17 protein-coding genes are annotated in these 20,046 nt (G+C 72.9%); 6 read left to right on the forward strand and 11 right to left on the reverse strand.

What is annotated here, in order from left to right:
* Window positions 1–77: 77 nt before the first annotated feature.
* On the reverse strand, window positions 78–659 hold the full coding sequence (locus B5557_RS17170; RefSeq protein ID WP_231976378.1) for a DUF3017 domain-containing protein: 582 nt from the start codon (window positions 657–659) through the stop codon (window positions 78–80).
* Entirely contained in the window at window positions 649–1,503 is an 855-nt protein-coding gene (locus tag B5557_RS17175) for a bifunctional methylenetetrahydrofolate dehydrogenase/methenyltetrahydrofolate cyclohydrolase (protein ID WP_079660318.1), read from the reverse strand. The genes B5557_RS17170 and B5557_RS17175 overlap by 11 nt, the downstream gene beginning before the upstream one ends.
* Before the next feature lie 283 nt (window positions 1,504–1,786).
* On the opposite strand from B5557_RS17175, the gene B5557_RS17180 reads away from it, so the two are divergent.
* The 4 genes from B5557_RS17180 (at window position 1,787) to B5557_RS17195 (ending at window position 5,438) form a co-directional block, all read left to right on the forward strand.
* Complete coding sequence (locus B5557_RS17180; RefSeq protein ID WP_079660319.1) at window positions 1,787–2,404, forward strand: hypothetical protein; 618 nt, start codon at window positions 1,787–1,789, stop codon at window positions 2,402–2,404.
* 144 nt (window positions 2,405–2,548) lie between these two features.
* Window positions 2,549–3,328, forward strand: coding sequence for an FHA domain-containing protein (locus B5557_RS17185; RefSeq protein ID WP_079660320.1), 780 nt, complete (start codon window positions 2,549–2,551; stop codon window positions 3,326–3,328).
* Entirely contained in the window at window positions 3,325–4,935 is a 1,611-nt protein-coding gene (locus B5557_RS17190) for a serine/threonine protein kinase (RefSeq protein WP_079660321.1), read from the forward strand. The genes B5557_RS17185 and B5557_RS17190 overlap by 4 nt, the downstream gene beginning before the upstream one ends.
* 89 nt (window positions 4,936–5,024) lie before the next feature.
* Window positions 5,025–5,438, forward strand: a complete 414-nt coding sequence (locus B5557_RS17195) for a hypothetical protein (protein WP_099936096.1) — start codon at window positions 5,025–5,027, stop codon at window positions 5,436–5,438.
* Between the two features lie 70 nt (window positions 5,439–5,508).
* Here the strand turns inward: B5557_RS17195 and purH are convergent, their stop codons facing one another.
* Together purH and purN are read right to left on the reverse strand one after the other, a co-directional pair.
* Window positions 5,509–7,092 (reverse strand): bifunctional phosphoribosylaminoimidazolecarboxamide formyltransferase/IMP cyclohydrolase, encoded by a 1,584-nt coding sequence (gene purH, locus B5557_RS17200; protein WP_079660322.1) that lies wholly within the window; start codon window positions 7,090–7,092, stop codon window positions 5,509–5,511.
* Window positions 7,089–7,718 carry a phosphoribosylglycinamide formyltransferase gene (gene purN / locus B5557_RS17205; protein WP_079660323.1) on the reverse strand — a complete coding sequence of 210 codons (630 nt, stop codon included), beginning with the start codon at window positions 7,716–7,718 and terminating at the stop codon, window positions 7,089–7,091. Before purN ends, purH begins: the two co-directional genes overlap by 4 nt.
* Before the next feature lie 281 nt (window positions 7,719–7,999).
* Between purN and B5557_RS17210 the strand changes: the two genes are divergently transcribed.
* Complete coding sequence (locus B5557_RS17210; RefSeq protein WP_079660324.1) at window positions 8,000–8,743, forward strand: hypothetical protein; 744 nt, start codon at window positions 8,000–8,002, stop codon at window positions 8,741–8,743.
* A gap of 59 nt (window positions 8,744–8,802) precedes the next feature.
* Here B5557_RS17210 and B5557_RS17215 read toward each other — a convergent pair whose 3' ends face one another.
* Complete coding sequence (locus B5557_RS17215; protein WP_079660325.1) at window positions 8,803–10,611, reverse strand: cell division protein PerM; 1,809 nt, start codon at window positions 10,609–10,611, stop codon at window positions 8,803–8,805.
* A gap of 67 nt (window positions 10,612–10,678) precedes the next feature.
* Here B5557_RS17215 and B5557_RS17220 point away from each other — a divergent pair, with 67 nt between their 5' ends.
* Complete coding sequence (locus tag B5557_RS17220) at window positions 10,679–11,626, forward strand: sigma factor-like helix-turn-helix DNA-binding protein (RefSeq protein ID WP_231976379.1); 948 nt, start codon at window positions 10,679–10,681, stop codon at window positions 11,624–11,626.
* A 76-nt stretch (window positions 11,627–11,702) separates the two neighbouring features.
* Here the strand turns inward: B5557_RS17220 and sucD are convergent, their stop codons facing one another.
* The 6 genes from sucD to B5557_RS17250 all read right to left on the reverse strand — a co-directional run bounded on the left by sucD (window position 11,703) and on the right by B5557_RS17250 (window position 20,012).
* Window positions 11,703–12,590, reverse strand: a complete 888-nt coding sequence (gene sucD, locus B5557_RS17225) for a succinate--CoA ligase subunit alpha (protein WP_079660326.1) — start codon at window positions 12,588–12,590, stop codon at window positions 11,703–11,705.
* Window positions 12,591–12,611: 21 nt separating this feature from the next.
* A complete protein-coding gene (sucC, locus tag B5557_RS17230; RefSeq protein WP_079660327.1) occupies window positions 12,612–13,790 on the reverse strand; it encodes an ADP-forming succinate--CoA ligase subunit beta in 1,179 nt (392 codons plus the stop codon).
* 421 nt (window positions 13,791–14,211) lie between these two features.
* Window positions 14,212–15,270 carry a hypothetical protein gene (locus tag B5557_RS43725; protein ID WP_079660328.1) on the reverse strand — a complete coding sequence of 353 codons (1,059 nt, stop codon included), beginning with the start codon at window positions 15,268–15,270 and terminating at the stop codon, window positions 14,212–14,214.
* A gap of 102 nt (window positions 15,271–15,372) precedes the next feature.
* Window positions 15,373–16,215, reverse strand: a complete 843-nt coding sequence (locus B5557_RS17240; protein ID WP_079660329.1) for a hypothetical protein — start codon at window positions 16,213–16,215, stop codon at window positions 15,373–15,375.
* Between the two features lie 82 nt (window positions 16,216–16,297).
* Window positions 16,298–17,461 carry a VWA domain-containing protein gene (locus B5557_RS17245; protein ID WP_079660330.1) on the reverse strand — a complete coding sequence of 388 codons (1,164 nt, stop codon included), beginning with the start codon at window positions 17,459–17,461 and terminating at the stop codon, window positions 16,298–16,300.
* A gap of 169 nt (window positions 17,462–17,630) precedes the next feature.
* Window positions 17,631–20,012 carry a DUF5682 family protein gene (locus B5557_RS17250; RefSeq protein WP_079664835.1) on the reverse strand — a complete coding sequence of 794 codons (2,382 nt, stop codon included), beginning with the start codon at window positions 20,010–20,012 and terminating at the stop codon, window positions 17,631–17,633.
* Window positions 20,013–20,046 lie beyond the last annotated feature (34 nt).

A 20,046-nucleotide genomic window follows, 5' to 3' on the forward strand; every position in this document is an offset into this window, starting at 1 on the left:
CACCTTCCCTCGATCCGTTGAGGGGACGACGCGGGGCGGCCGGACGGTTCCCGCCGGACCGGCCGGCGGGAACGGAATCAGTTGCTGGTGACCGTGAAGTGCAGGGTGTCCTTCAGGAACGGGATCTGCAGCCACGGGTCGGGCTGTGCCATCAGCGCCAGCAGGACGATCGCGGTGCCCAGCGCCCCGTAGGTCGCGATGTCGGTGAAGCGGGAGCGGACGGCGAGCATGCCGACGCCGGGCAGCAGCCAGCGCAGGACAGCGCCGGTCAGCAGGCCGACGCCGATCAGGATGGTGCCGATCCGGAACACGTCGAGCGCGGTCAGCAGCAGGCCGAGCGCGACGACGCCCAGGACGGCGATGATAGGCCACTGCCGGGCGGCCAGCGCGTCGCCGTTCGCGGCCCGGCCGGCGCCCTCGGGGCGCGCGGTGTCGCGGGTGAACTTCGGGAAGCGGCGGGTGGTGCGGCGCGGCACACCGTCGGGACCGGGGGCGCTGACCGGGTCGCGCACCTCGATGTCGTCCCCGTCGTTCGCGTCCTTCACGCCGTCCCCGCCGTCCGTGCCGTCCCCGCCGTCCGTCGCGCCCATACCGTCCGTGGCGTCCGTGGCGTCCCTGTCCTCGTCCTCGGCCTTGCCGGAGGTGCCCTCAGGCGACACTGCGCTCCGCCGCCTCGACCACGTTGACGAGCAGCTGGGCACGGGTCATCGGGCCGACGCCGCCGGGATTCGGGGAGATCCAGCCGGCCACCTCGCGGACGTCCGGGTGGACGTCGCCCACGATCTTCCCCTCCGCGTTGCGGGAGACGCCGACGTCGAGGACGGCCGCGCCCGGCTTGACGTCCTCGGCCCGCACCAGGTGGGCGGAGCCCGCGGCGGCGACGATGACGTCGGCCCGCTTCAGGTGCGCCGAGAGGTCCCGGGTGCCGGTGTGGCACTGGGTCACCGTCGCGTTCTCGGTGCGCCGGGTCAGCAGCAGCGGCATCGGACGGCCGATGGTGACCCCGCGGCCGACGACCACGACCTCGGCGCCCTTGATCTCGACGCCGTACCGGCGCAGCAGTGTGAGGACGCCGTTGGGGGTGCAGGGCAGCGGCGCGGGCTCGCCCAGGACCAGCCGGCCGAGGTTCATCGGGTGCAGGCCGTCGGCGTCCTTGGCCGGATCCATCAGCTCCAGGATGCGGTTCTCGTCGATGCCCTTGGGCAGCGGCAGCTGCACGATGTAACCGGTGCAGGCGGGGTCGTCGTTCAGCTCGCGGACGACCGCCTCGATCTCCTCCTGCGTGGCCGTGCCGGGCAGCTCGCGCTGGATGGAGGCGATGCCGACCTCGGCGCAGTCGCGGTGCTTGCCGGCGACGTACTTCTGGCTGCCGGGGTCGGTGCCGACGAGGATCGTGCCGAGGCCGGGCGTCACACCCTTCTCCTTCAGCGCCGCCACTCGGGCGGTCAGATCGGACTTGATCTCGGCTGCGGTGGCCTTGCCATCGAGAATCTGGGCGGTCATGCGCCCATCCTCCCGGATGACGGGCCCCCGGTTCCAATCCGGGTGACGCCGTACGGGGCGCGGGCACCACCCGGACCTGTGCGCTCGTGATCAATGATGTTGCACTTGCACAACACCTGGGGAATGCCGCGGAATGCGGCTGGACAACAAACCGACCATTGCAGAACGATTGCCGTCACAGTGCCGCGGGCAGTACCGGGGGGACGACCGCATCTGTAGACCTTCCTCCGAACCAGGCCGCCCGTCGTCCCCGCACTCGCATGCACACGGAGGAAGGACCGCCATGAGTTTCGGCGACCCGAACAACCCCTACGGCCCGCCGCAGGGCCCGCCCCAGGGCCCGCCGCCCGGTTATCCGCCGCAGGGCCCGCCGCCCGGCCAGCCCGGCTACGGCTACCCCACCGCCCCCCAGGGGCAGCCCGGTTACGGCTACCCGCAGGCCCCGCCGGTTCCCCACGGGTACGGCTACGGCGTCCCGCAGGAGATGCCCGGCCTGGTCAAGACCGCCCGGGTGCTGCTGTTCATCCTCGCCGGTTTCCAGATCCTGGTCGGCGTCTTCGTCGGCGTCGTCGGCGGCCTCCTGCAGGACACCTCCAACGGCTTCGGCTCCGGCGACGAAACCGGCACGGCGACCGGCGTGCTGGTCGCGGTCGGTCTGTTCGTGATGGCGCTGGGCGCCCTGTCGATCTTCCTGGGCGTCAAGTTCAAGTCCGGCCGCGGCGGCATCCGGGTCACGACCATCGTGTACTCGTCGCTGATGATCCTCGGCAGCCTGGTCAACATCGTGAACGGCGCCGGTGGTTCGGGCACCTTCGGGGGCATCATCTCGCTCGCGTTCGGCGGCATCATCCTCTCCGCGATGATCAGCGGCGGGGCCTGGTTCAGCCGCCCGCGGTACTGACGGCGGCGGCCGGACCAGCGGCACGGAGAGCGACGCAACGGCGTCTTCTCGCCATTCCTCGCCGGGGCCGTGTCGTGTCGTGACACGGCCCCGTCCCGTCACCCACTCTGTTGCCGTAAGGGCGGGTGGGGACGGGGTGACACCGTGTACAGCATCATCGTCGTACCTCCGGTACCTCTGGTACAGCGGGAGGAAGGACCCGGCGGCCAGGAGCCAGGGCAGCTGCGGCTCGCCCCCGGTGAGCGGCTGACCTTCGGACGGTCGGCGCACGACAACGACCTGGAGATCCCGCACGAGGGCGTCTCCCGGCGGGCCGGCGAGATCACCGCGCAGGGCGCGTTCTGGATACTGAGCAATTTCAGCCGGGACCAGACGTACGTCGTGGACAATCCGGAGGGCGCCGGCGAGCACATCAAGGTCGCGCCCGGCCGGCTGGACGCGCCCGTCCCCTTCGAGTTCGCCCGGATCGTGCTGCCCGCGGCGGGCGACCTGTTGACGTTCGAGGTGTGGGCGCCGCGCCACGACTACCTGGGCGCCGCGTCGGGCCTGGACGGCGCGACCACGGCGCCCGCGTTCTCCCTCGACCGGGGAAAGCGCTACTTCGCGGTACTGGCCGCCCTGTGCGAGCCCCGGCTGCGGGGCGAACCGCACGCCGCGCTGCCCACCGTCGACCAGGTCGTCGCCCGGCTGCGCCCGGGCTGGCCCGCCGCCTCCCGCACCTCCGTGCAGTGGAACATCGACTACCTGGCCGTGAAACTGCGTCTCAAACCCGGCCCCGACACAGTGGACCCGGGCCCGCGGCTCAATGGCAAGAAAGAGTCCCTGGTGTCGCTGGCGCTCCGCTTCGACCTGGTACGCGAGGACGACCTCGGCGTGCTGACGGGACGGTCGTCCGCACCCGCCGACCGGGCGGCGGTGCGGTGACCGAGCCGTACGCCGTCCGGGTCCCCAGGGGCTACCGGGTGGGCGGCTGGGAGGTGCGGGAGCCGATCGCGACCGGCGCGTTCGGCAGCGTGTACGCGGCCCGGCGGGACCTCCCTGACAACGATGCCCCTTCGGACGCGGCAGCCGTGCCCGGGGCGGCCGCCCTCAAGTTCCTGCCCACCGGCACCCACACCCCCCGCCAGCTCGCCCATCTGCGCGAACTGGCCGAGCGGGAGGTGGAGTTGCTGAGCCGTCTCAGCAGCCCGCGCCTCATCCGCCTCTACGAGACCCTCACCGTGGACGACCCGTCCCGGCCCGAACTCGACGGCGCCACCGTGCTGGTGCTGGAGAAGGCCGAGGACTCGCTGGCGGCGCTGCTGGGACGCGACGCCGGGCCCCCGGCAGGGCCGGCGCTGCTCGGCCAGGTCTGCGCGGGCCTGGCCCAGCTGCACCGGGCGGGCTGGGTGCACGGCGACCTGAAACCGGCCAACGTCCTGCTGATGAAGGACGGTTCGGCCCGCCTCGCCGACTTCAACATGGCCGCGGAACTGGAGGGCACGCACGCCTACACCCCCGCCTTCTCCACCCCCGACTACACCCCGCCCGAGCTGCTGTGGGCCGAGATCGGCGAGCGGGGCCGCCGGATCCGCCCCTCCGCCGACGTCTGGGCGTTCGGCGTCCTCGCCCACCTGGTCCTCACCGGCTCCTTCCCGCTGCCCGGCGGCACGCCGACGGCCCGCCGCGACGCGGCCGTCGCCTACGCCCGCGGCACCGCCGAACTGCGTCTGTCACCCCAACTCCCGGAGGACTGGCGGGACATCGTCCGCGCCTGTCTGGCCCGCACGCACGCCGACCGGATCGGCACACAGGCCCTGCTGCGCCGGGTGGAGAAGGCCACCGGAACGGCCCCGGCCGGCGGCCGGCTCCGTCTGCTCCCCGGCCACCCGTTCAGCCCGTTCCACCCGTCGCGTCCGTCCCGTCGTACGACGATCCTGGCCACCACGTTCGCAGCCGTCGTCCTGGCGGCCCTCGGCTACGGCATCAGCACCTGGCCCGGCGACGGAACCTCCGCCGACGGCCGGGCGCCCGGCGGGAGCTTGCCGGTGACACCCGCCGCGCAGTACGGCGCCGTGGACCTGCGCACCGACAAGGGCGTACCGGCCGCGTACCGGCTGCTGATCGTCGAGACGGCGCACGACTGCGGGCAGCCTGCCGTCACCCCCTCCCTCATCGCCGCCATGCTGAAGGTCGAGAGCAACTTCGATCCGGACCTCTCCGACCCCGACGAGAACGAGTACGGCATCGCCCGTTGGACCCCGAGCGTGCTGCGCTGGTGGATGAACGCCGACGGCACGCCCGGAGAGGCCGTCCCGTCGCCCCCGTTCCCGCCGGCCGAGTCCATCCCGGCGATGGGCCGCTACCTGTGCTGGATCGCGCCGCGCCTGAAAACCGAACTCCCCGGCGACCGGCGGGTCCTGGTCGCCGCCGCCTACCGCACCTCGTGGGACGTGGTGAACAAGGCGGGCGGCATCCCGCCGGAGACCCGCGACTACGCGACCCAGGTCGCCCACTACCTCAAGGAGTACACGCCCCCGGGCCGCACGTGACCCTGAGAAGTCCGAGGTACCGCCACCCGCGTCTCCCCGCCACCGTGAGAGGTGTCCACCACGGGGGTGGCAACACCGAAGGGACACCCATGACCATCAAGCGCACACTCGCGTCGCTCGGGGCCGCGGCGGTGCTCGCGGCGAGCGCCGTCGCACTGACGCCGGCAAGCGCGTCGGCCGCGAGCGGCTGCTGGGGGAACGCGGGACAGAAGACGGGACCGGGCGGCGGCACGTACACCGCGCGCTACTGCCACAACTACCAGGCCGCCGACATCGGCGTGGGCGACACAACGACCGGCCACCTGTACGCCGGCGACAACTGGTTCGTCTGCCAGCAGCAGTTCGACACGGAGAACCCGCCGGTCGGCAACGCCCGGAACAACTGGTGGCTGTGGACGCTCGGCGACGTGGCGTACTCCAACGGCGGCTGGGGCTGGTTCCCGGCCAACAAGGTCTCCGGCGGAGGCAACTACGAGCGCATCCCGGGCCTGGCCGACTGCTGAACCGCCCGGACCGCCCGCGGTCTCCGGCCCCCTCGGGGGAGGGCCGGAGGCCGCGGGCATGCTCGGTCCGTCAGTGGAAGAAGTGGCGCGTCCCCGTGAAGTACATCGTCACGCCGGCCTTCTTCGCGGCCTCGACGACGAGCTCGTCGCGGACCGAACCGCCAGGCTGCACCACGGCCTTGACGCCGGCCTCGACGAGGACCTCCAGCCCGTCCGGGAAGGGGAAGAAGGCGTCGGAGGCGGCGTAGGCGCCCTGGGCGCGCTCGGCGCCCGCCCGCTCGACGGCCAGCTTCGCGGAGTCGACCCGGTTGACCTGCCCCATGCCGACGCCGACCGAGGCGCCGTCCTTGGCGAGGAGGATGGCGTTGGACTTCACGGCCCGGCACGCCTTCCAGGCGAAGGAGAGATCGGCGAGCTCGGCGTCGGACAGCGCCTCGCCGGTGGCGAGGGTCCAGTTGGCCGGGTCGTCGCCGTCGGCCTGGAGGCGGTCGGCGACCTGGAGCAGCGCGCCGCCGCCGATGGGCTTGAACTCCACGACGCCTGCGGGCCCGGCGGGCGCCTTCAGCACCCGGATGTTCTTCTTCTTGGTGAGGGCTTCGAGGGCCCCCTCCTCGTAGTCGGGCGCGACGATGACCTCGGTGAAGATCTCCGCGACCTGCTCCGCCATCTCCTTGCTGACCGGCCGGTTCACGGCGATGACGCCGCCGAACGCCGACAGCGGGTCGCACGCGTGCGCCTTGCGGTGCGCCTCGGCGACGTCCGCGCCGACGGCGATCCCGCATGGGTTGGCGTGCTTGATGATCGCGACGGCCGGCTCGGCGTGGTCGTACGCGGCACGGTGCGCGGCGTCCGTGTCCGTGTAGTTGTTGTACGACATCTCCTTGCCGTGCAGCTGCTCGGCCTGCGCGAGACCGGTGCCGCTCGCGTCGACGTAGAGCGCGGCGGGCTGGTGCGGGTTCTCGCCGTAGCGGAGGGTGTTCTGACGCTCCCAGGTGCCGCCGAGGAAGTCGGGGAACCGCGACTCGTCGACGGGCGCGTAGGAGGAGGCGAACCAGGAGGCGACGGCCACGTCGTAGGCGGCCGTGTGCTGGAAGGCCTCGGCGGCGAGCCGCTTGCGGGCGGCGAGGTCGAAGCCGCCGTCACGGACGGCCGCGAGGACGTCGCCGTACCGTGCCGGGCTGGTGACCACGGCCACCGAGGGGTGGTTCTTGGCGGCGGCGCGCACCATGGACGGGCCGCCGATGTCGATCTGCTCGACGCACTCGTCGTCGGAGGCGCCCGAGGCGACGGTCTCGCGGAACGGGTACAGGTTGACGACGACCAGGTCGAACGGCGCGACGCCCAGCTCGTCGAGCTGCTGACGGTGGCTCTCCAGGCGCAGGTCGGCGAGGATGCCGGCGTGGACCTTGGGGTGCAGGGTCTTGACCCGGCCGTCCAGGCACTCGGGGAAGCCGGTGAGCTCCTCGACCTTGGTGACGGGGACGCCGGCGGCGGCGATTCGGGAGGCGGTGGACCCGGTGGAGACGAGCTCGACGCCCGCCTCGTGCAGCCCGCGCGCGAGCTCTTCCAGACCGGTCTTGTCGTAGACGCTGACGAGCGCGCGACGGATGCCCCGCTTGCTGCTCTCGGCCGTGACAGTGCTGTCGGCGGTCACTGGATAACTACCTTTCGTCCCTCAATGCGATAGCCGTTGCGGGCGAGCCGCCCCACGACCTCGACGAGCAGCCTTCGCTCGACTTCCTTGATGCGCTCGTGCAGAGCACTCTCGTCGTCCTCGTCCCGGACCTCGACCACGCCCTGGGCGATGATCGCTCCGGTGTCGACACCGTCGTCGACGAAGTGGACGGTGCAGCCGGTGACCCGCGCCCCGTACGCGAGCGCGTCCCGCACCCCGTGGGCCCCCGGGAAACTGGGGAGCAGAGCGGGATGGGTGTTGACGAACCGCCCCCCGAACCGCGCCAGGAACTCCTTGCCCACGATCTTCATGAATCCGGCGGAGACGACGAGGTCGGGCTCGTGGGCGGCCACGGCCTCGGCGAGAGCGGCGTCCCACTCCTCGCGGGTCCCGAAGTCCTTGACCCGGCACACGAAGGTGGGGATCTGGGCCCGCTCGGCACGGGCGAGCCCTTCGATGCCGTCCCGGTCGGCCCCTACGGCCACGATCTCGGCGCCGTAGGCATCGACGCCGGCGTCCGCGATGGCGTCGAGGAGAGCCTGCAGGTTCGTACCGGATCCGGAGACCAGGACGACGAGGCGCTTGGCCACGGGCTTGGCGGCCACGGTGGGGCCCTTTCTCGGGGAAGCACGTACGGGGTGGCGGGCCTGGACGTGGGCTTGTACTTTCGTACGAATGCATCGCGCCCCCGGATACGGGGAAGCCTACGAAGCAGCCGACCGTCAGCAACGATACCGGCACACCGGGCGGCCCCCACGGGACGGGGGCGTGGCCGGAAGGTAGCGTCTGGGGCGAGCGGGCTCGGGAACGCGGTGGTGGTGAGGTGCGTTCCCGAAGTGACAGCTCACGCCATACGCCGTATCTCCTAGCGGAAGACGCTCACTTGATGCCGGACCGCAGTCTGCGACTCCTCACGCTCCCCCCGCAGTCACCGCAGGGAGGGGAGCGCGGCGCCGTGCTGCTGCGGGAGCGCCCAGCCTCTCCCCCCGACGCCCCCTCGGGCGACAACAAGCCCCCCGAGGACGACAACCCGTTCGCCCCGCCGCCCGAGGGCACCCCGGACCGGCCGTGGCAGCCCCGGCGCCCGGAAGGCGGCGCCCCCGAGGGCGGGCGTGCGCCGTGGGGCAGCCAGTGGAGCGACCAGCAGCCCGGCCGCTCCCCCGGCGGCTTCGGCGAGCGCCCCGGCGGCGGCAACAGCCCCGAGGGCGGCGGCCCGGGCACGGAGCCCGGCAAGCGCTGGGACCCCACGGACCCTGCCCAGCGCCGTGCGCGCTACGCCCTGCTCTGCGGCATGTGGGCCTTCTTCTTCGCCCTCTTCGGCTGGCCCTACGTCGCCCTGCTCCTCGGCGCGTTGGCCCTGAACTGGGGAATCAGCGCCCTGCGCAGCAAGCCCCGCACCCCGGACCCCGACACGCCCGAGCCCACCGGCCGCCCCCAGCGGACCGCCGCCATCACCGGCCTGGTCACCGCGTCGCTGGCCCTGGCCCTGGTCGCCGCGAGCTTCACCGCCCAGTTCGTCTACAGCGACTACTACACCTGCACGAACGACGCCCTCACCAACGAGGCGAAGCAGTCCTGCAACGACCTCCTCCCCAAGGAGCTGAAGGACATCCTGGGGGGCAACGCCTGAGGGAGGTCACCCAGGGCGAGCTTCAAATCAGCACGTCCGGCGCTTGAGGAGAGGCCCGTTCAGGGCCTCTCCTCGCCTTCCTCCTCTGCCTCCCCCGTCTCCCGCAACGCCGCCCAGCGGGCCTCCCGAGCCGCATCCTCGTGCCACACCGGGTCCGCCGGCTCGACGGCCGACACCGGCTCGACAGTCGCGACCGGCTCGAACGACCGGGCGGGCACGGCGGGCGCCGGCGGGACGGGAGGCGCAGGAGGCACGTGCGGCAGGGCGGGCCAGGGAGGCCGGGCGGGCAGGGGAGACACGGGCGGCACAGGAGGCACGGCAGGGACGGCAGGGACGGCAGGGACGGCAGGGACGGCAGTCACGGAGGTCTCGACGCGCGCGAAGTCGTACAGCTCCGACTTCGCGGCAGCCGCCGCACCAGAACCCTCCGCGTGCCCCGGTCCCTTCCGCCACCCCCAGAGCTTCGACCCGTTCCACCCCTTCCATCCCTTCCACCCCTTCCACCCCTTCGACCCGTTCCACCCCTTCCACCCGTTGCGCCCCTTCCATGCGCCCCACTCCCCCCGCCGGCACCACCCGCGCACCGCCACCGCCACAGGCACCCCCACCCCCACCGTCCACAACACGACCGCAACCCCCACTTGCCACCACACCGGCCCGAACCGAGCCAACGCGTTCACGCCCAAGGGCCCGCCGGCCAACCCCGCCAGCCCGCCCACCAGCACCCCGCACCCCGCCCCCGCGAGCACGACGACCCCTGCGGTTCTCCCCCGCGACCAATCGCCACCGCCCGGTCCCCCCGCCCGGCCCACGAACATCCCTACCGTCGCCCCGGCCGCCACCGGCACCAGCCCCGCCGCCCAGTTCCACCACGTCCCCTCGCCCGCCTCCGGCACCGCCGCCAGCAGCGGAAACGGCGGCAGCAAGGGCGCCGGATCCGAGGACAACGGCGACACCACATGTCCGACCCCCAGGGCGTACCCCGGCCCGAGGCTGTACGCCGCCCCCCACACCGCCGCGTTCGGCACCAGCGCCACGCACAGCAACACCACCGCGAACCGCCCCGACCACCCCTCCGTCAGCTGCAGAAACGCCTCCCGTGCGGCGCCCGCGTGCCACACGGACGACACCGCCACCAGCAGCGCCCCGCCCCCGACGAGCACCGCGGCCCCCGCCCCCGCCGCCCGCCCGGCGACCCCGGCCCGCTCCCGGCCCTCCGCCCCGAGGAACAATCGCCGCACCCCGCGCGGCAACACGAGCAGCACGCTCTCCACCGGCCCGCGCGGACGACCGCAGGCCGACCACACCCCCGCCCCGGCGGCCACGACGGCGACCACCGGTACGCACACCCCCGTCCACGCCCACGAGGGCCGCAGCGCAGCACCGGCGGCGGCATAGAAGGCGGCGCCCGCACCCACGGCGAGATACCCGAGCACCACCCCCACCCACGCCGTACGCGCCCCCACGAGCACACCATCACCGGCCACACCCCCGCCGTCGCCGCCCCCGTCCACCGCGTCCCGCGCGGCGCGCCGCACCAGCCACACGGGCAGCGCGAGCAGCAGCAGCGGCGTGACGCCGACCGGCGCCGCAACCCCGGACAGCGTGTCGACGCGCACCAGTTCGGCCCCGTGCGCCAGCAGCCACAGGGCGGCGGCGGCATGCAGCGCACCCTCGGGCCCGCTGTCGGGATACGGCGAGCTGATCCACAGCACCATGACGAGCACGGCGAACGAACCGAGCCCCAGCCCGGCCGCGAGGGCGCCGCCCAGGAGACCGGCGGCCAGTCCGGGGGAGCGGTCGCGCATCCGGTCGAGCAGGGGCGACAAGGGCAGTCGGCGAGCGGTCGTCTGGATCACGAGCGTCATGCTGCCAACGACACGCGCTTTCCCGTCGTAACAGGCGAACTACCGCTGTGTCGCTCAATATACGTTTATGTACTTTTTCGCGCTGCCGGCATCGCTGACCAAGGCGGACAAGGTGACGAACACCCAGGAGGCAGCGCCTCGACCCCAGGTGACGGTGTGCCTGACAAAAAACCCCGAGGCCCTCCCCCAGCCGCTGCCGGCGACGCCGTCCCCCGTTCCCCTGACCCCCGCTCAGGCCTTCGACGCCCTCTACGCGTTCTGCGCCCCCGCGCTCGTCCGGCAGACCTACCTGCTCTGCGGCCGTCGTGAACTCGCGCGCGAATCGGTCGAGCGGGCCTTCCAACTCGCCTGGCAGCGCTGGCCCGAGGTGGCCGTGGACCGCGACCCGGCCGGCTGGGTACGGGCGACGGCATACGAGTACGCCCTCTCCCCCTGGCACCGGTTCCGCCCCCGTTTCCGCCACCCGGAACCGCCCCCGCCCGACGCGTCCGACCGCGCACTGATGGACGTCCTGCTCACCCTCCCCACGCCGTACCGCCGCACGCTCCTCCTCTACGACGGCCTCGGCCTCGACCTCCCGGAGACCGCGGCGGAGACGGAGGCGAGCACGCCCGCCGCCGCGAACCGGCTGCTCCACGCGCGTGCGGCGATCGCGGCGCGGCTGCCCGAGCTGGCGGACCCCGCCGCACTGCACCGCAGGCTCGCCGAGGTGGCGTCCGCCGAACGGCTGCGCGCCGCCAAGCCGCCCACCGTCCGCGTGGGCGGTGAACAGCGGGCCCGCTTCTGGGCGAGGTCTGCGATCGCGTTCACGGTCGCGATCATCGGCGCGACCGCACTGACCCTGCGCACGGCCCCTACGCAGTACGAGGCCCCGGTGCCCCCCGGCGAGAAGGTGCAGGGCGTCCCCCCGCGCGCGGCCGCAGGCCCCCTCTCGAACGCACAGCTGAAGCTCCGGGCAAAGTTGCGCGCGCAAACAGCCCACGGCCCGGAGCGACTGCTCCCGGAGCCGAGGTGACAGCGACCCGGCTGCGGAAACGCCCGTGGGCCCGCCCCCCAAGGGGACGGGCCCACCGACGTACAGCAGACGAACCTCAGCCCGCGGAGAGGATCTCCCGCGCCAGCTTCGCCGTCTCGGTCGGCGTCTTGCCGACCTTGACGCCGGCGGCCTCGAGGGCCTCCTTCTTCGCCGCGGCCGTACCGGAGGAGCCGGAGACGATGGCGCCGGCGTGGCCCATGGTCTTGCCCTCGGGCGCGGTGAAGCCCGCGACGTAGCCGACGACCGGCTTCTTCACGTTGTCCTTGATGAAGGCCGCGGCCCGCTCCTCGGCGTCGCCGCCGATCTCACCGATCATCACGATCAGGTCGGTGTCGGGGTCGGCCTCGAACGCGGCGAGCGCGTCGATGTGCGTGGTGCCGATGACCGGGTCGCCACCGATGCCGACGGCGGAGGAGAAGCCGATGTCACGCAGCTCGTACATCATCTGGTACGTCAGCGTGCCGGACTTCGAGACCAGGCCGATACGGCCCGGCTTGGTGATGTCGCCCGGGATGATGCCGGCGTTCGACTGACCCGGCGTGATGAGACCGGGGCAGTTCGGGCCGATGATCCGGGTCTTGTTGCCCTGGGACACGGCGTACGCGTAGAACGCGGCCGAGTCGTGGACGGCGATGCCCTCGGTGATGACGACGGCGAGGGGGATCTCGGCGTCGATCGCCTCGACCACGGCGGCCTTGGCGAACGCCGGCGGCACGAAGAGGACGGACACGTTGGCGCCCGTCTTCTCGATCGCCTCGGCGACCGTGCCGAAGACCGGGATCTCGGTGCCGTCGATGTCGACGGACGTGCCCGCCTTGCGCGGGTTCACGCCACCGACGATGTTCGTGCCGTCGGCCAGCATGAGCTTGGTGTGCTTCATGCCCGTGGCACCGGTCATGCCCTGGACGATGACCTTGGAGTCCTTGTTGAGGAAGATAGCCATGGCTGTCTGAGTCCCTCTTCCTTACTTCGCAGCCGCGAGCTCGGCGGCCTTGTCGGCCGCGCCGTCCATGGTGTCCACACGCTGGACCAGCGGGTGGTTGGCGTCGGAGAGGATCTGACGACCCAGCTCGGCGTTGTTGCCGTCCAGCCGGACGACGAGCGGCTTGGTGACGTCCTCGCCGCGGTCCTCCAGGAGCTTCAGCGCCTGGACGATGCCGTTGGCGACCTCGTCGCACGCGGTGATGCCGCCGAAGACGTTGACGAAGACGGACTTGACGTCCGGGTCGCCGAGGATGATCTCCAGGCCGTTCGCCATGACGGCCGCGGAGGCGCCGCCGCCGATGTCGAGGAAGTTGGCGGGCTTGACGCCACCGTGGTTCTCACCGGCGTACGCGACGACGTCCAGGGTGCTCATGACGAGACCCGCGCCGTTGCCGATGATGCCGACCTCGCCGTCGAGCTTGACGTAGTTGAGGTTCTTCGCCTTGGCGGCGGCCTCGAGCGGGTTGGCCGACGCGTGGTCGACGAACTCCTCGTGTCCCGGCTGACGGAACTCGGCGTTCTCGTCCAGGGAGACCTTGCCGTCCAGGGCGATGACGTCACCGGAGGCGACCTTGGCCAGCGGGTTGACCTCGACGAGGAGCGCGTCCTCTTCGATGAAGGTCTTCCACAGGGTGACCAGGACGTTCGCGACCTTGTCGGCGACCTCGGCCGGGAAGTTCGCGGCGGCGACGATCTCAGCGGCCTTCTCGGGGGTCACACCCTCGTTGGCGTCGATCGGCGTCTTGGCGACGGCCTCCGGACGGGTGGCAGCCACCTCCTCGATCTCCATGCCGCCCTCGACGGACGCGATGGAGAGGAAGGTGCGGTTGGCACGGTCGAGGAGGAAGGAGACGTAGTACTCCTCCAGGATCTCCGGGGCCGTCTCGGCGATCATCACCTTGTGGACCGTGTGGCCCTTGATGTCCATGCCGAGGATGTCCGTCGCGCGGGCGACGGCCTCGTCCGGGGTGGCGGCGAGCTTCACGCCACCGGCCTTGCCACGGCCGCCGACCTTCACCTGGGCCTTGACGACGGACTTGCCACCGAGCCGCTCGGTGGCTGCGCGGGCCGCCTCAGGCGTGTCGATGACTTCACCGGCCAGCACCGGTACATCGTGCTTGGCGAAGAGGTCCCTCGCCTGGTACTCGAACAGGTCCACGCGCTTCCGTCCCTATCAGTGATCTCGCGGTTCGTTGGATGCGTGGGCGTGCCGCGAAGGGCAACGTGACGTCCGCTAGTCACAGGGGAGGCGCACACGGTGTCCGAGCGCGCGGCATGTCCGTCTCGCAGGTTATCGCTGCTTGCAGGAGGCCCCTAAATCGAGGGTCACACCTGAGCGGTGATACCTGTCACATGATGCCGCCCTCACTGGCACCGCGTGCCGGAGGTGAGGACTCGGGGAAGGGCCTCACCGGGTTGGGGTTGGCCCGGTGAGGCCCTCTGAACAGCCCCTCAGGGGCTCAGGGCCGGTGATCCCCACCCCAATGGGGACCACCCCGCCCCGTCCGCGAGGATTCGGCCGGACGAACCGACGGCTTTCGGCCGTCCGTGGCCTGCCACCTCACGAAGTCGATGACAGATCAGCCGAGACCGACCGCGTAACCCGGGGTGACGGATTCGGCGACGCCCCGGACGCCGGTGACGGCGTGCCCGGCCAGCGGACCGCCGGTGGCCTCGACGGTCCCCGACAGGTCCTGCGCGAAGGTCCCGGCATGACCGGCGACGCCGTACGCCAGTGCGCTGCCGCTGCCGGCGACGGGCCGGACGGTCGTGTCGACCGTGCGGGTGACGATGTCCACGACCGGCTGTACGGCACCGACCACGCCGTGCGCGAACGGCGGGACCTCGCCGACGACTCCACCGGCGAACGGCCGGACGTCGCCCACGACGCCGGACGCCACCGCGCCCGCGTCCACGACGGCCTGCCCCGCGACCGGCACCACGCCGTCCACGACGGTGCGCGCGACGGGCGGCAGCACGGCCCCCGCGGCGTCGCCGGTGACCTGGCCGACCAGGCCGGTGGCGTAGGGCGCGGCCTGCGCGGCGAGACCAGTGGCGTAGGGACGAACGTCGGCGACCGTGCCGGTGGCGACGGACGCCACGCCCTCGACCGTGTGGCCCGCGACGGGCACGGCCCCGGTCACGGCCCCGTGGGCCACGGGGACCACGCCGTCCACGGCGGCGGCCGCCACCGGCGGAACGACCGCGTCCGTGACGTGCTGCTGCTCCAGTTCCGGGGCGAAGGCGGAGAGAGGGCCGAAGAGGTAGTCGACGGCGCTGTCGTCGTCGTGGACGGTGTTGGAGTGGAGGGCCGAGGCCTGCGCCTTCGCACGGGCGGCCTTGGCGCCCTGGATGGCCTTTGCGGCGCCACCCTTCACCTTGGCCACCGTCGAGGCGGCGGGCTTGGCGGTGGGGGTGGCAGTGGTAGTGGTGGCGGCGGTGGCGGTGACCGTGTCGCTGACGGTGCCCTTGAGGGAGTCGGTCACGTCGGTCACGTCGGTCACGTCGGTGGTCGGCACGTCCGGCGTGGACACGGAGGCGGCGGGCAGTTCGTCGGCGCTGGCGACGGCGGACCCGAGGGCCCACGCACCGCTGACACCGGCGGCTACGACGAGGGAACGGCGGATGTTCTTGTTCATGCGTGCGTCAGATCCTTAGAAGGGTTCCGGGACTTCGGACGGGTGGGCAGACCTGCTCCACCCCCGCGCGGCAGGTCTGGGGCGGGGGAAGACCGCCTGTCCCTAGCCGGGGAAGACCGGAATGTCCCGGAACCTGTCCCGTGTCTCGGCCGCGTCGGAACGCACGGCACTGTCGGGCGCCAGCCGCAGCGGCACCCGCTGATACGGCGTGACGGCATGCGCGTCGGCGTGTCGCGACGCGCCGCCGTCGAGCACCGACCCGCCGCCCAGCACGCCATTGCGGTCACCGGCGGGCCCGTGCCGCACAGGCAGGGGGAGGTGGCCGGTGTGGGCGGGCGCGACGCGATGATCTACGCCGTCCGAACCGCCGGTGACAGAGCCCACCGGCCCGTACGACACCGCGCCCTCGGCCGTCGCCCGGTCACCGGCCGCACGGCCGTCCGACGACGGGCTCACCGCCGAATCGGGCGCGGGCGCCTGCACGACGGGCGCCGGAAGCGTCCGCACCGCAAGCGCCGGAAGCCCCGGGAGGGCGGGGATGCCGGGGATGCCGGACAACTCGGAGAGGCCCGGCAGATCGTGGAGGTCGGAGAGGTCCGACACGACGGGCAGCGACGGCAACCTCGGCGACGACGAGACAGGCGGCGCCGGCGTCCTGCCCAACTCCTCGCTCACCGCCGCCACGGCCTCACCGGCGGGCCGTACGACCTTGTCCGGAACCACAGCCGCAGCCGCAGCCGGGGCCTCAGCCGCAGCCGGGCTCTCGACCCGGGTCGTCACGGCAATCGGCGTCGGTACGCCCTCCGCCGCCTGCGCCTGTTCCCCGCAGAGGAACCCGAGCGCGAACAACCCGGCCACCAGCAAAGCGAGTTGCAGCACACGCCGCCCGACCGCCGTGCGCAGGACGCGCAGAGCGGCAACGGGAAGAGCGGTGGGCCAGATCAAGAGGGAAGGTCCTCGGTGCGGCGACAACGTGCCCTCGATCCTTGCACGCCCGTCCCGAGGTCGCGCAAGCCCCCCTCCTGTATCAGGCGCTGTCCGGGACGGGCGGCGGACGTTTCTCGATCGCCGCCGCCATGACCTCGGGAAACAGATCGGGCGTGCAGGCGAACGCCGGTGCGCCCAACGCCGCGAGCGCCGCCGCGTGTTCACGGTCGTAGGCCGGCGCGCCCTCGTCGGACAGCGCGAGCAGCGCGACGAACTGCACGCCCGACGCCTTCATCACGGCGACCCGCTTGAGCATCTCGTCGCGTATCCCGCCCTCGTACAGGTCACTGATGAGCACCACCACCGTGTCCGCGGGCCGGGTGATCTGCGACTGGCAGTAGGCGAGCGCCCGGTTGATGTCCGTGCCGCCACCGAGCTGCGTGCCGAACACGACGTCCACGGGGTCGTCGAGCAGGTCGGTGAGATCGGCGACCGCCGTGTCGAAGACGACGAGCCGGGTGCTGATCGACCGCATCGACGCCAGCACCGCCCCGAACACCGACGCGTACACCACCGACGCCGCCATCGACCCCGACTGGTCGATGCAGAGGATGACCTCCTTCTTCACCGACTGCGACGCCCTCCCGTACCCGACGAGCCGCTCGGGCACGACCGTCCCGTACTCGGGCAGGTAGTGCTTGAGGTTGGCGCCGATCGTGCGGTTCCAGTCGATGTCGCGGTGGCGCGGCCGACTGATCCGCGCGCCCCGGTCCAAGGCGCCGGTGAGGGCGGCCCGGGTGCGGGTGGCGAGCCGCGCCTCCAGCTCCTCGACGACCTTGCGGACGACCGCCCGTGCCGTCTCCCTCGTCGTCTCCGGCATCGCCTTGTTGAGGGAGAGCAGCGTGCCGACGAGATGCACGTCGGCCTCCATCGCCTCCAGCATCTCCGGCTCCAGCAGCAGCGCGGACAGCCCGAGCCGGTCGATGGCGTCGCGCTGCATGACCTGCACGACGGAGGAGGGGAAGTACGTCCGGATGTCCCCGAGCCAGCGGGCCACGGACGGCGCGGACGCCCCGAGCCCCGCAGCTCGGTCCCGCCCCGTCCGTGCCGCGTCGTCCTTCCCGTAGAGCGCGGTGAGCGCCCCGTCCATGGCGGCGTCGCGCCCCGAGAGACCGTGGTCGGTTCCGTCCGCCGTGTCGCCGCCGAGCACGAGCCGCCAGCGCCGTTGCCGCTCCCGCGTCGGGTCCGGCGCCTCGGTCGTCATCGGTGCGCCCCCGTGCGAGGGCGCTCCCAGAGCGGCATCACCGCGACGGCAACCGCCGGACGACCGCCGGCCTCGACCCCGTTCCTGTTCTTGCTCCTGTTCCTGCTCCTGTTCCTGCCGGCGGCCGTCACGTGAGCGCCCTCTCGCGGTTCCCTCAGTCGGTTCTTCGTCATCCCGCCACCCCCACAAGGTCGTTGTCGACGTCCTTTTCCGCTCCGTCCAGCCCGAGGAGCAGCCGTACGACCGGCAGCACGGCGTCCGCGCGCCCGGCGTCCTGTTCGGCCGCGAAGCCAGGTACCCCGGAACCGGCCGCCGACGCGTTCCCGCTCTGCCCCGGCCCGCGCCGGACCAACTCCCCGAGCGTTCTGCGCACCCCCGGCTCGTACGCCGAGAACGTCCGCCGCAGCAGCGGCAGTACGTCCGTGAACGCCTCCGCCGGCACCGCCGTGAGCCAGCCGTCGACGAGCCCGAGGAGCCGTTCGTCGTGCACGAGGAGCAGCCCGCCGCCGGAGGAGCCGCCGCCGACGAAGCCCTCGATCCAGGCGGCCGCGTCCGGCGGCGGCGTGCCCGGCGACAGGGCGAGGCCCATGAGCCGCGCCGCCTCGTCCGGATCCAGCTCCCCCTCGTCCAGGAGAAGCCGCACCGCACGCCCCCGCACGACGCCGGCCACGCTGTCCCGCCCCGCCAACACCCGCAGCACACTTCGCCAGCGCGCCCGCAGACCGCCACCGCTCGGCTCACGGTCGCCCCGCTCCGGTGCGGCCGTCTCCTCCAGCATCCCCACCGCCCCGTGCACCGCGTCCACATGGCGCCGCATCTCGTCCGCCGCGTCCGCGTCGAGCGAGGCGCAGGCCGGGGGCAGGCCGACGAAGACCCGTTCGGCGAGGCCGGCGGCCACCTCCGCGAGGGCGCGGGTGTCGGTGCCGCGTACGTCGCCGTAGCGCAGGGAGCGGACGAGGGCGGGCAGGGCCTGGGCGAGGTGGCCGACGTCGGTGTCGAGTGCGGCCCGGTCGGCCAGGACCCGCATCACCGTCGGGAGCGCGTCCGGCAGCCCGGCCAGGAGGCAGCGCTCGGCGAGCGCCGTCGCCTCGGCGAGGCCCCGCGCGCCGACGGCGTCCGCCTCCGCCTTGGCGGTGGCCGCGGCGGGCACGGTCGTCCCCCACACCCCGGCCTCGGCGACCCGCACGGACAGCTCCGGCTCCCACCGCAGCCGCCACGTCTCCCGGAACGTCCCCGTGCTGCCGCGCGAGACGGCAGGCTCGCCCCACTCGACGCGCAGCAGCCGCAGCCGGTGCAGCAGCCTGCTGCGCTCGGCGTCGTTCTCCTTGCGCAGGTCGAGCGCCAACTCCCGTACGGCGGCCTCCGGTTTGAGCCGCAGTCGACGCTGCACCCGGTCGAGATCGCGCTGCAGGGGCACCGCGGGCGCGCCGGCCGGCACCTCGCCCAGCACGTCCCCGACCACCAGCCGGTCGTGCACCAGCGCCAGCGGGACGTCCGAGCCCTCGCACAGCACCGCGCGCACGGCGTCGGTCGTCTCGCTCAGGCCGGGCAGCGGCCGGCCGCGCAGCGCGGCGAGCGTCCCGGCCAGCCGGACCGCCTCGATGACGTGCGCGGAGGACACGATCCGGTCCTCTTCGCGCAGCAGGAACGCCACCTTCGTCAGCCAGCGCTCGACCGGCCGGTCGGGGGCGCCGAAGAGATGCGCGTACCAGCCCGGCGAGTCGATGCCCGCGCCGTACCCCCCGGCCCGGGCCAGCCTGCGGTGGGTCCACGGTACCCACGTCAGGTCGGTCTTGACCTTGGGCAGCCCCTTGAGCAGCGCCCGGTCGGCGGCGGCGGCGACCTTCCGGCGCAGGGCGGGCACATGCCACGCCCCGCACACCACGGCCACCCCGTCCGCCCCGAACTCCCGTTGTGCCGCCCGCACCTGGACGCGCATGTACGCCTCCCGTACAAGGTCCCGACGGGTTGTGTGCCCCCCTTCGTCGGTGTCGTGCGTCTCCCGCAGGGCCTCCATGGCCTCCTCGAGCGCGGTGAACGGCGCGTACGGATCCTTGGCCGTGGCGGTCCGATGCTCGACGACGTCCTCCCACCACCGCTCGGGATCGTCGTACCCGCCGATCTCGGCCAGCACCGCCAACGGATCCCCCCGCACCGCCCGACTGCCCGACGCCTCTCCCTCCGTCTCCTCCCACGCGAGCGTGTGCGAGGCGGGGAGGTCGATGAAGCGCGCCGGGACCTCGTGGTCCAGGGCCCAGCGGAGTGCGACCCATTCCGGGGAGAACTCGGCGAGCGGCCAGAAGGCCGACCGGCCGGGCTCGTCGACGGCGTGGGCGAGCAGTGCGACCGGCGGTCGCATGTCCTCGTCGGCGGCCAGCGGGATCAGCGCGTCGGCCTCGGGCGGCCCCTCGATGAGCACGGTCCGGGGCCGGGCGGCCTCCAGTGCCGCCCGTACCGCCCGCGCCGACCCCGGCCCGTGGTGACGCACCCCGAGCAACAGCGGCCGCGCCGCCCCGGCGCCCTGGCCATCGCTCTCCACGGCGCCGGTCATCCCGTCCCCCATCACCTGCGGGGCCACTTCGTGT

It is taken from the genome of Streptomyces sp. 3214.6 (assembly GCF_900129855.1).
In the GTDB taxonomy this organism is placed as follows: domain Bacteria; phylum Actinomycetota; class Actinomycetes; order Streptomycetales; family Streptomycetaceae; genus Streptomyces; species Streptomyces soliscabiei.

Bases quoted from the DNA above. Each gene is read 5' to 3' on its own strand.
- sucD (WP_079660326.1), bottom strand. From the start codon at position 12,590: ATGGCTATCTTCCTCAACAAGGACTCCAAGGTCATCGTCCAGGGCATG.
- B5557_RS43725 (WP_079660328.1), bottom strand. From the start codon at position 15,270: ATGAACAAGAACATCCGCCGTTCCCTCGTCGTAGCCGCCGGTGTCAGC.
- B5557_RS17180 (WP_079660319.1), top strand. From the start codon at position 1,787: ATGAGTTTCGGCGACCCGAACAACCCCTACGGCCCGCCGCAGGGCCCG.
- B5557_RS17220 (WP_231976379.1), top strand. From the start codon at position 10,679: ATGTACTTTTTCGCGCTGCCGGCATCGCTGACCAAGGCGGACAAGGTG.
- B5557_RS17210 (WP_079660324.1), top strand. From the start codon at position 8,000: ATGCCGGACCGCAGTCTGCGACTCCTCACGCTCCCCCCGCAGTCACCG.
- B5557_RS17245 (WP_079660330.1), bottom strand. From the start codon at position 17,461: ATGACGACCGAGGCGCCGGACCCGACGCGGGAGCGGCAACGGCGCTGG.
- B5557_RS17215 (WP_079660325.1), bottom strand. From the start codon at position 10,611: ATGACGCTCGTGATCCAGACGACCGCTCGCCGACTGCCCTTGTCGCCC.
- B5557_RS17195 (WP_099936096.1), top strand. From the start codon at position 5,025: ATGACCATCAAGCGCACACTCGCGTCGCTCGGGGCCGCGGCGGTGCTC.
- B5557_RS17250 (WP_079664835.1), bottom strand. From the start codon at position 20,012: ATGACCGGCGCCGTGGAGAGCGATGGCCAGGGCGCCGGGGCGGCGCGG.
- B5557_RS17175 (WP_079660318.1), bottom strand. From the start codon at position 1,503: ATGACCGCCCAGATTCTCGATGGCAAGGCCACCGCAGCCGAGATCAAG.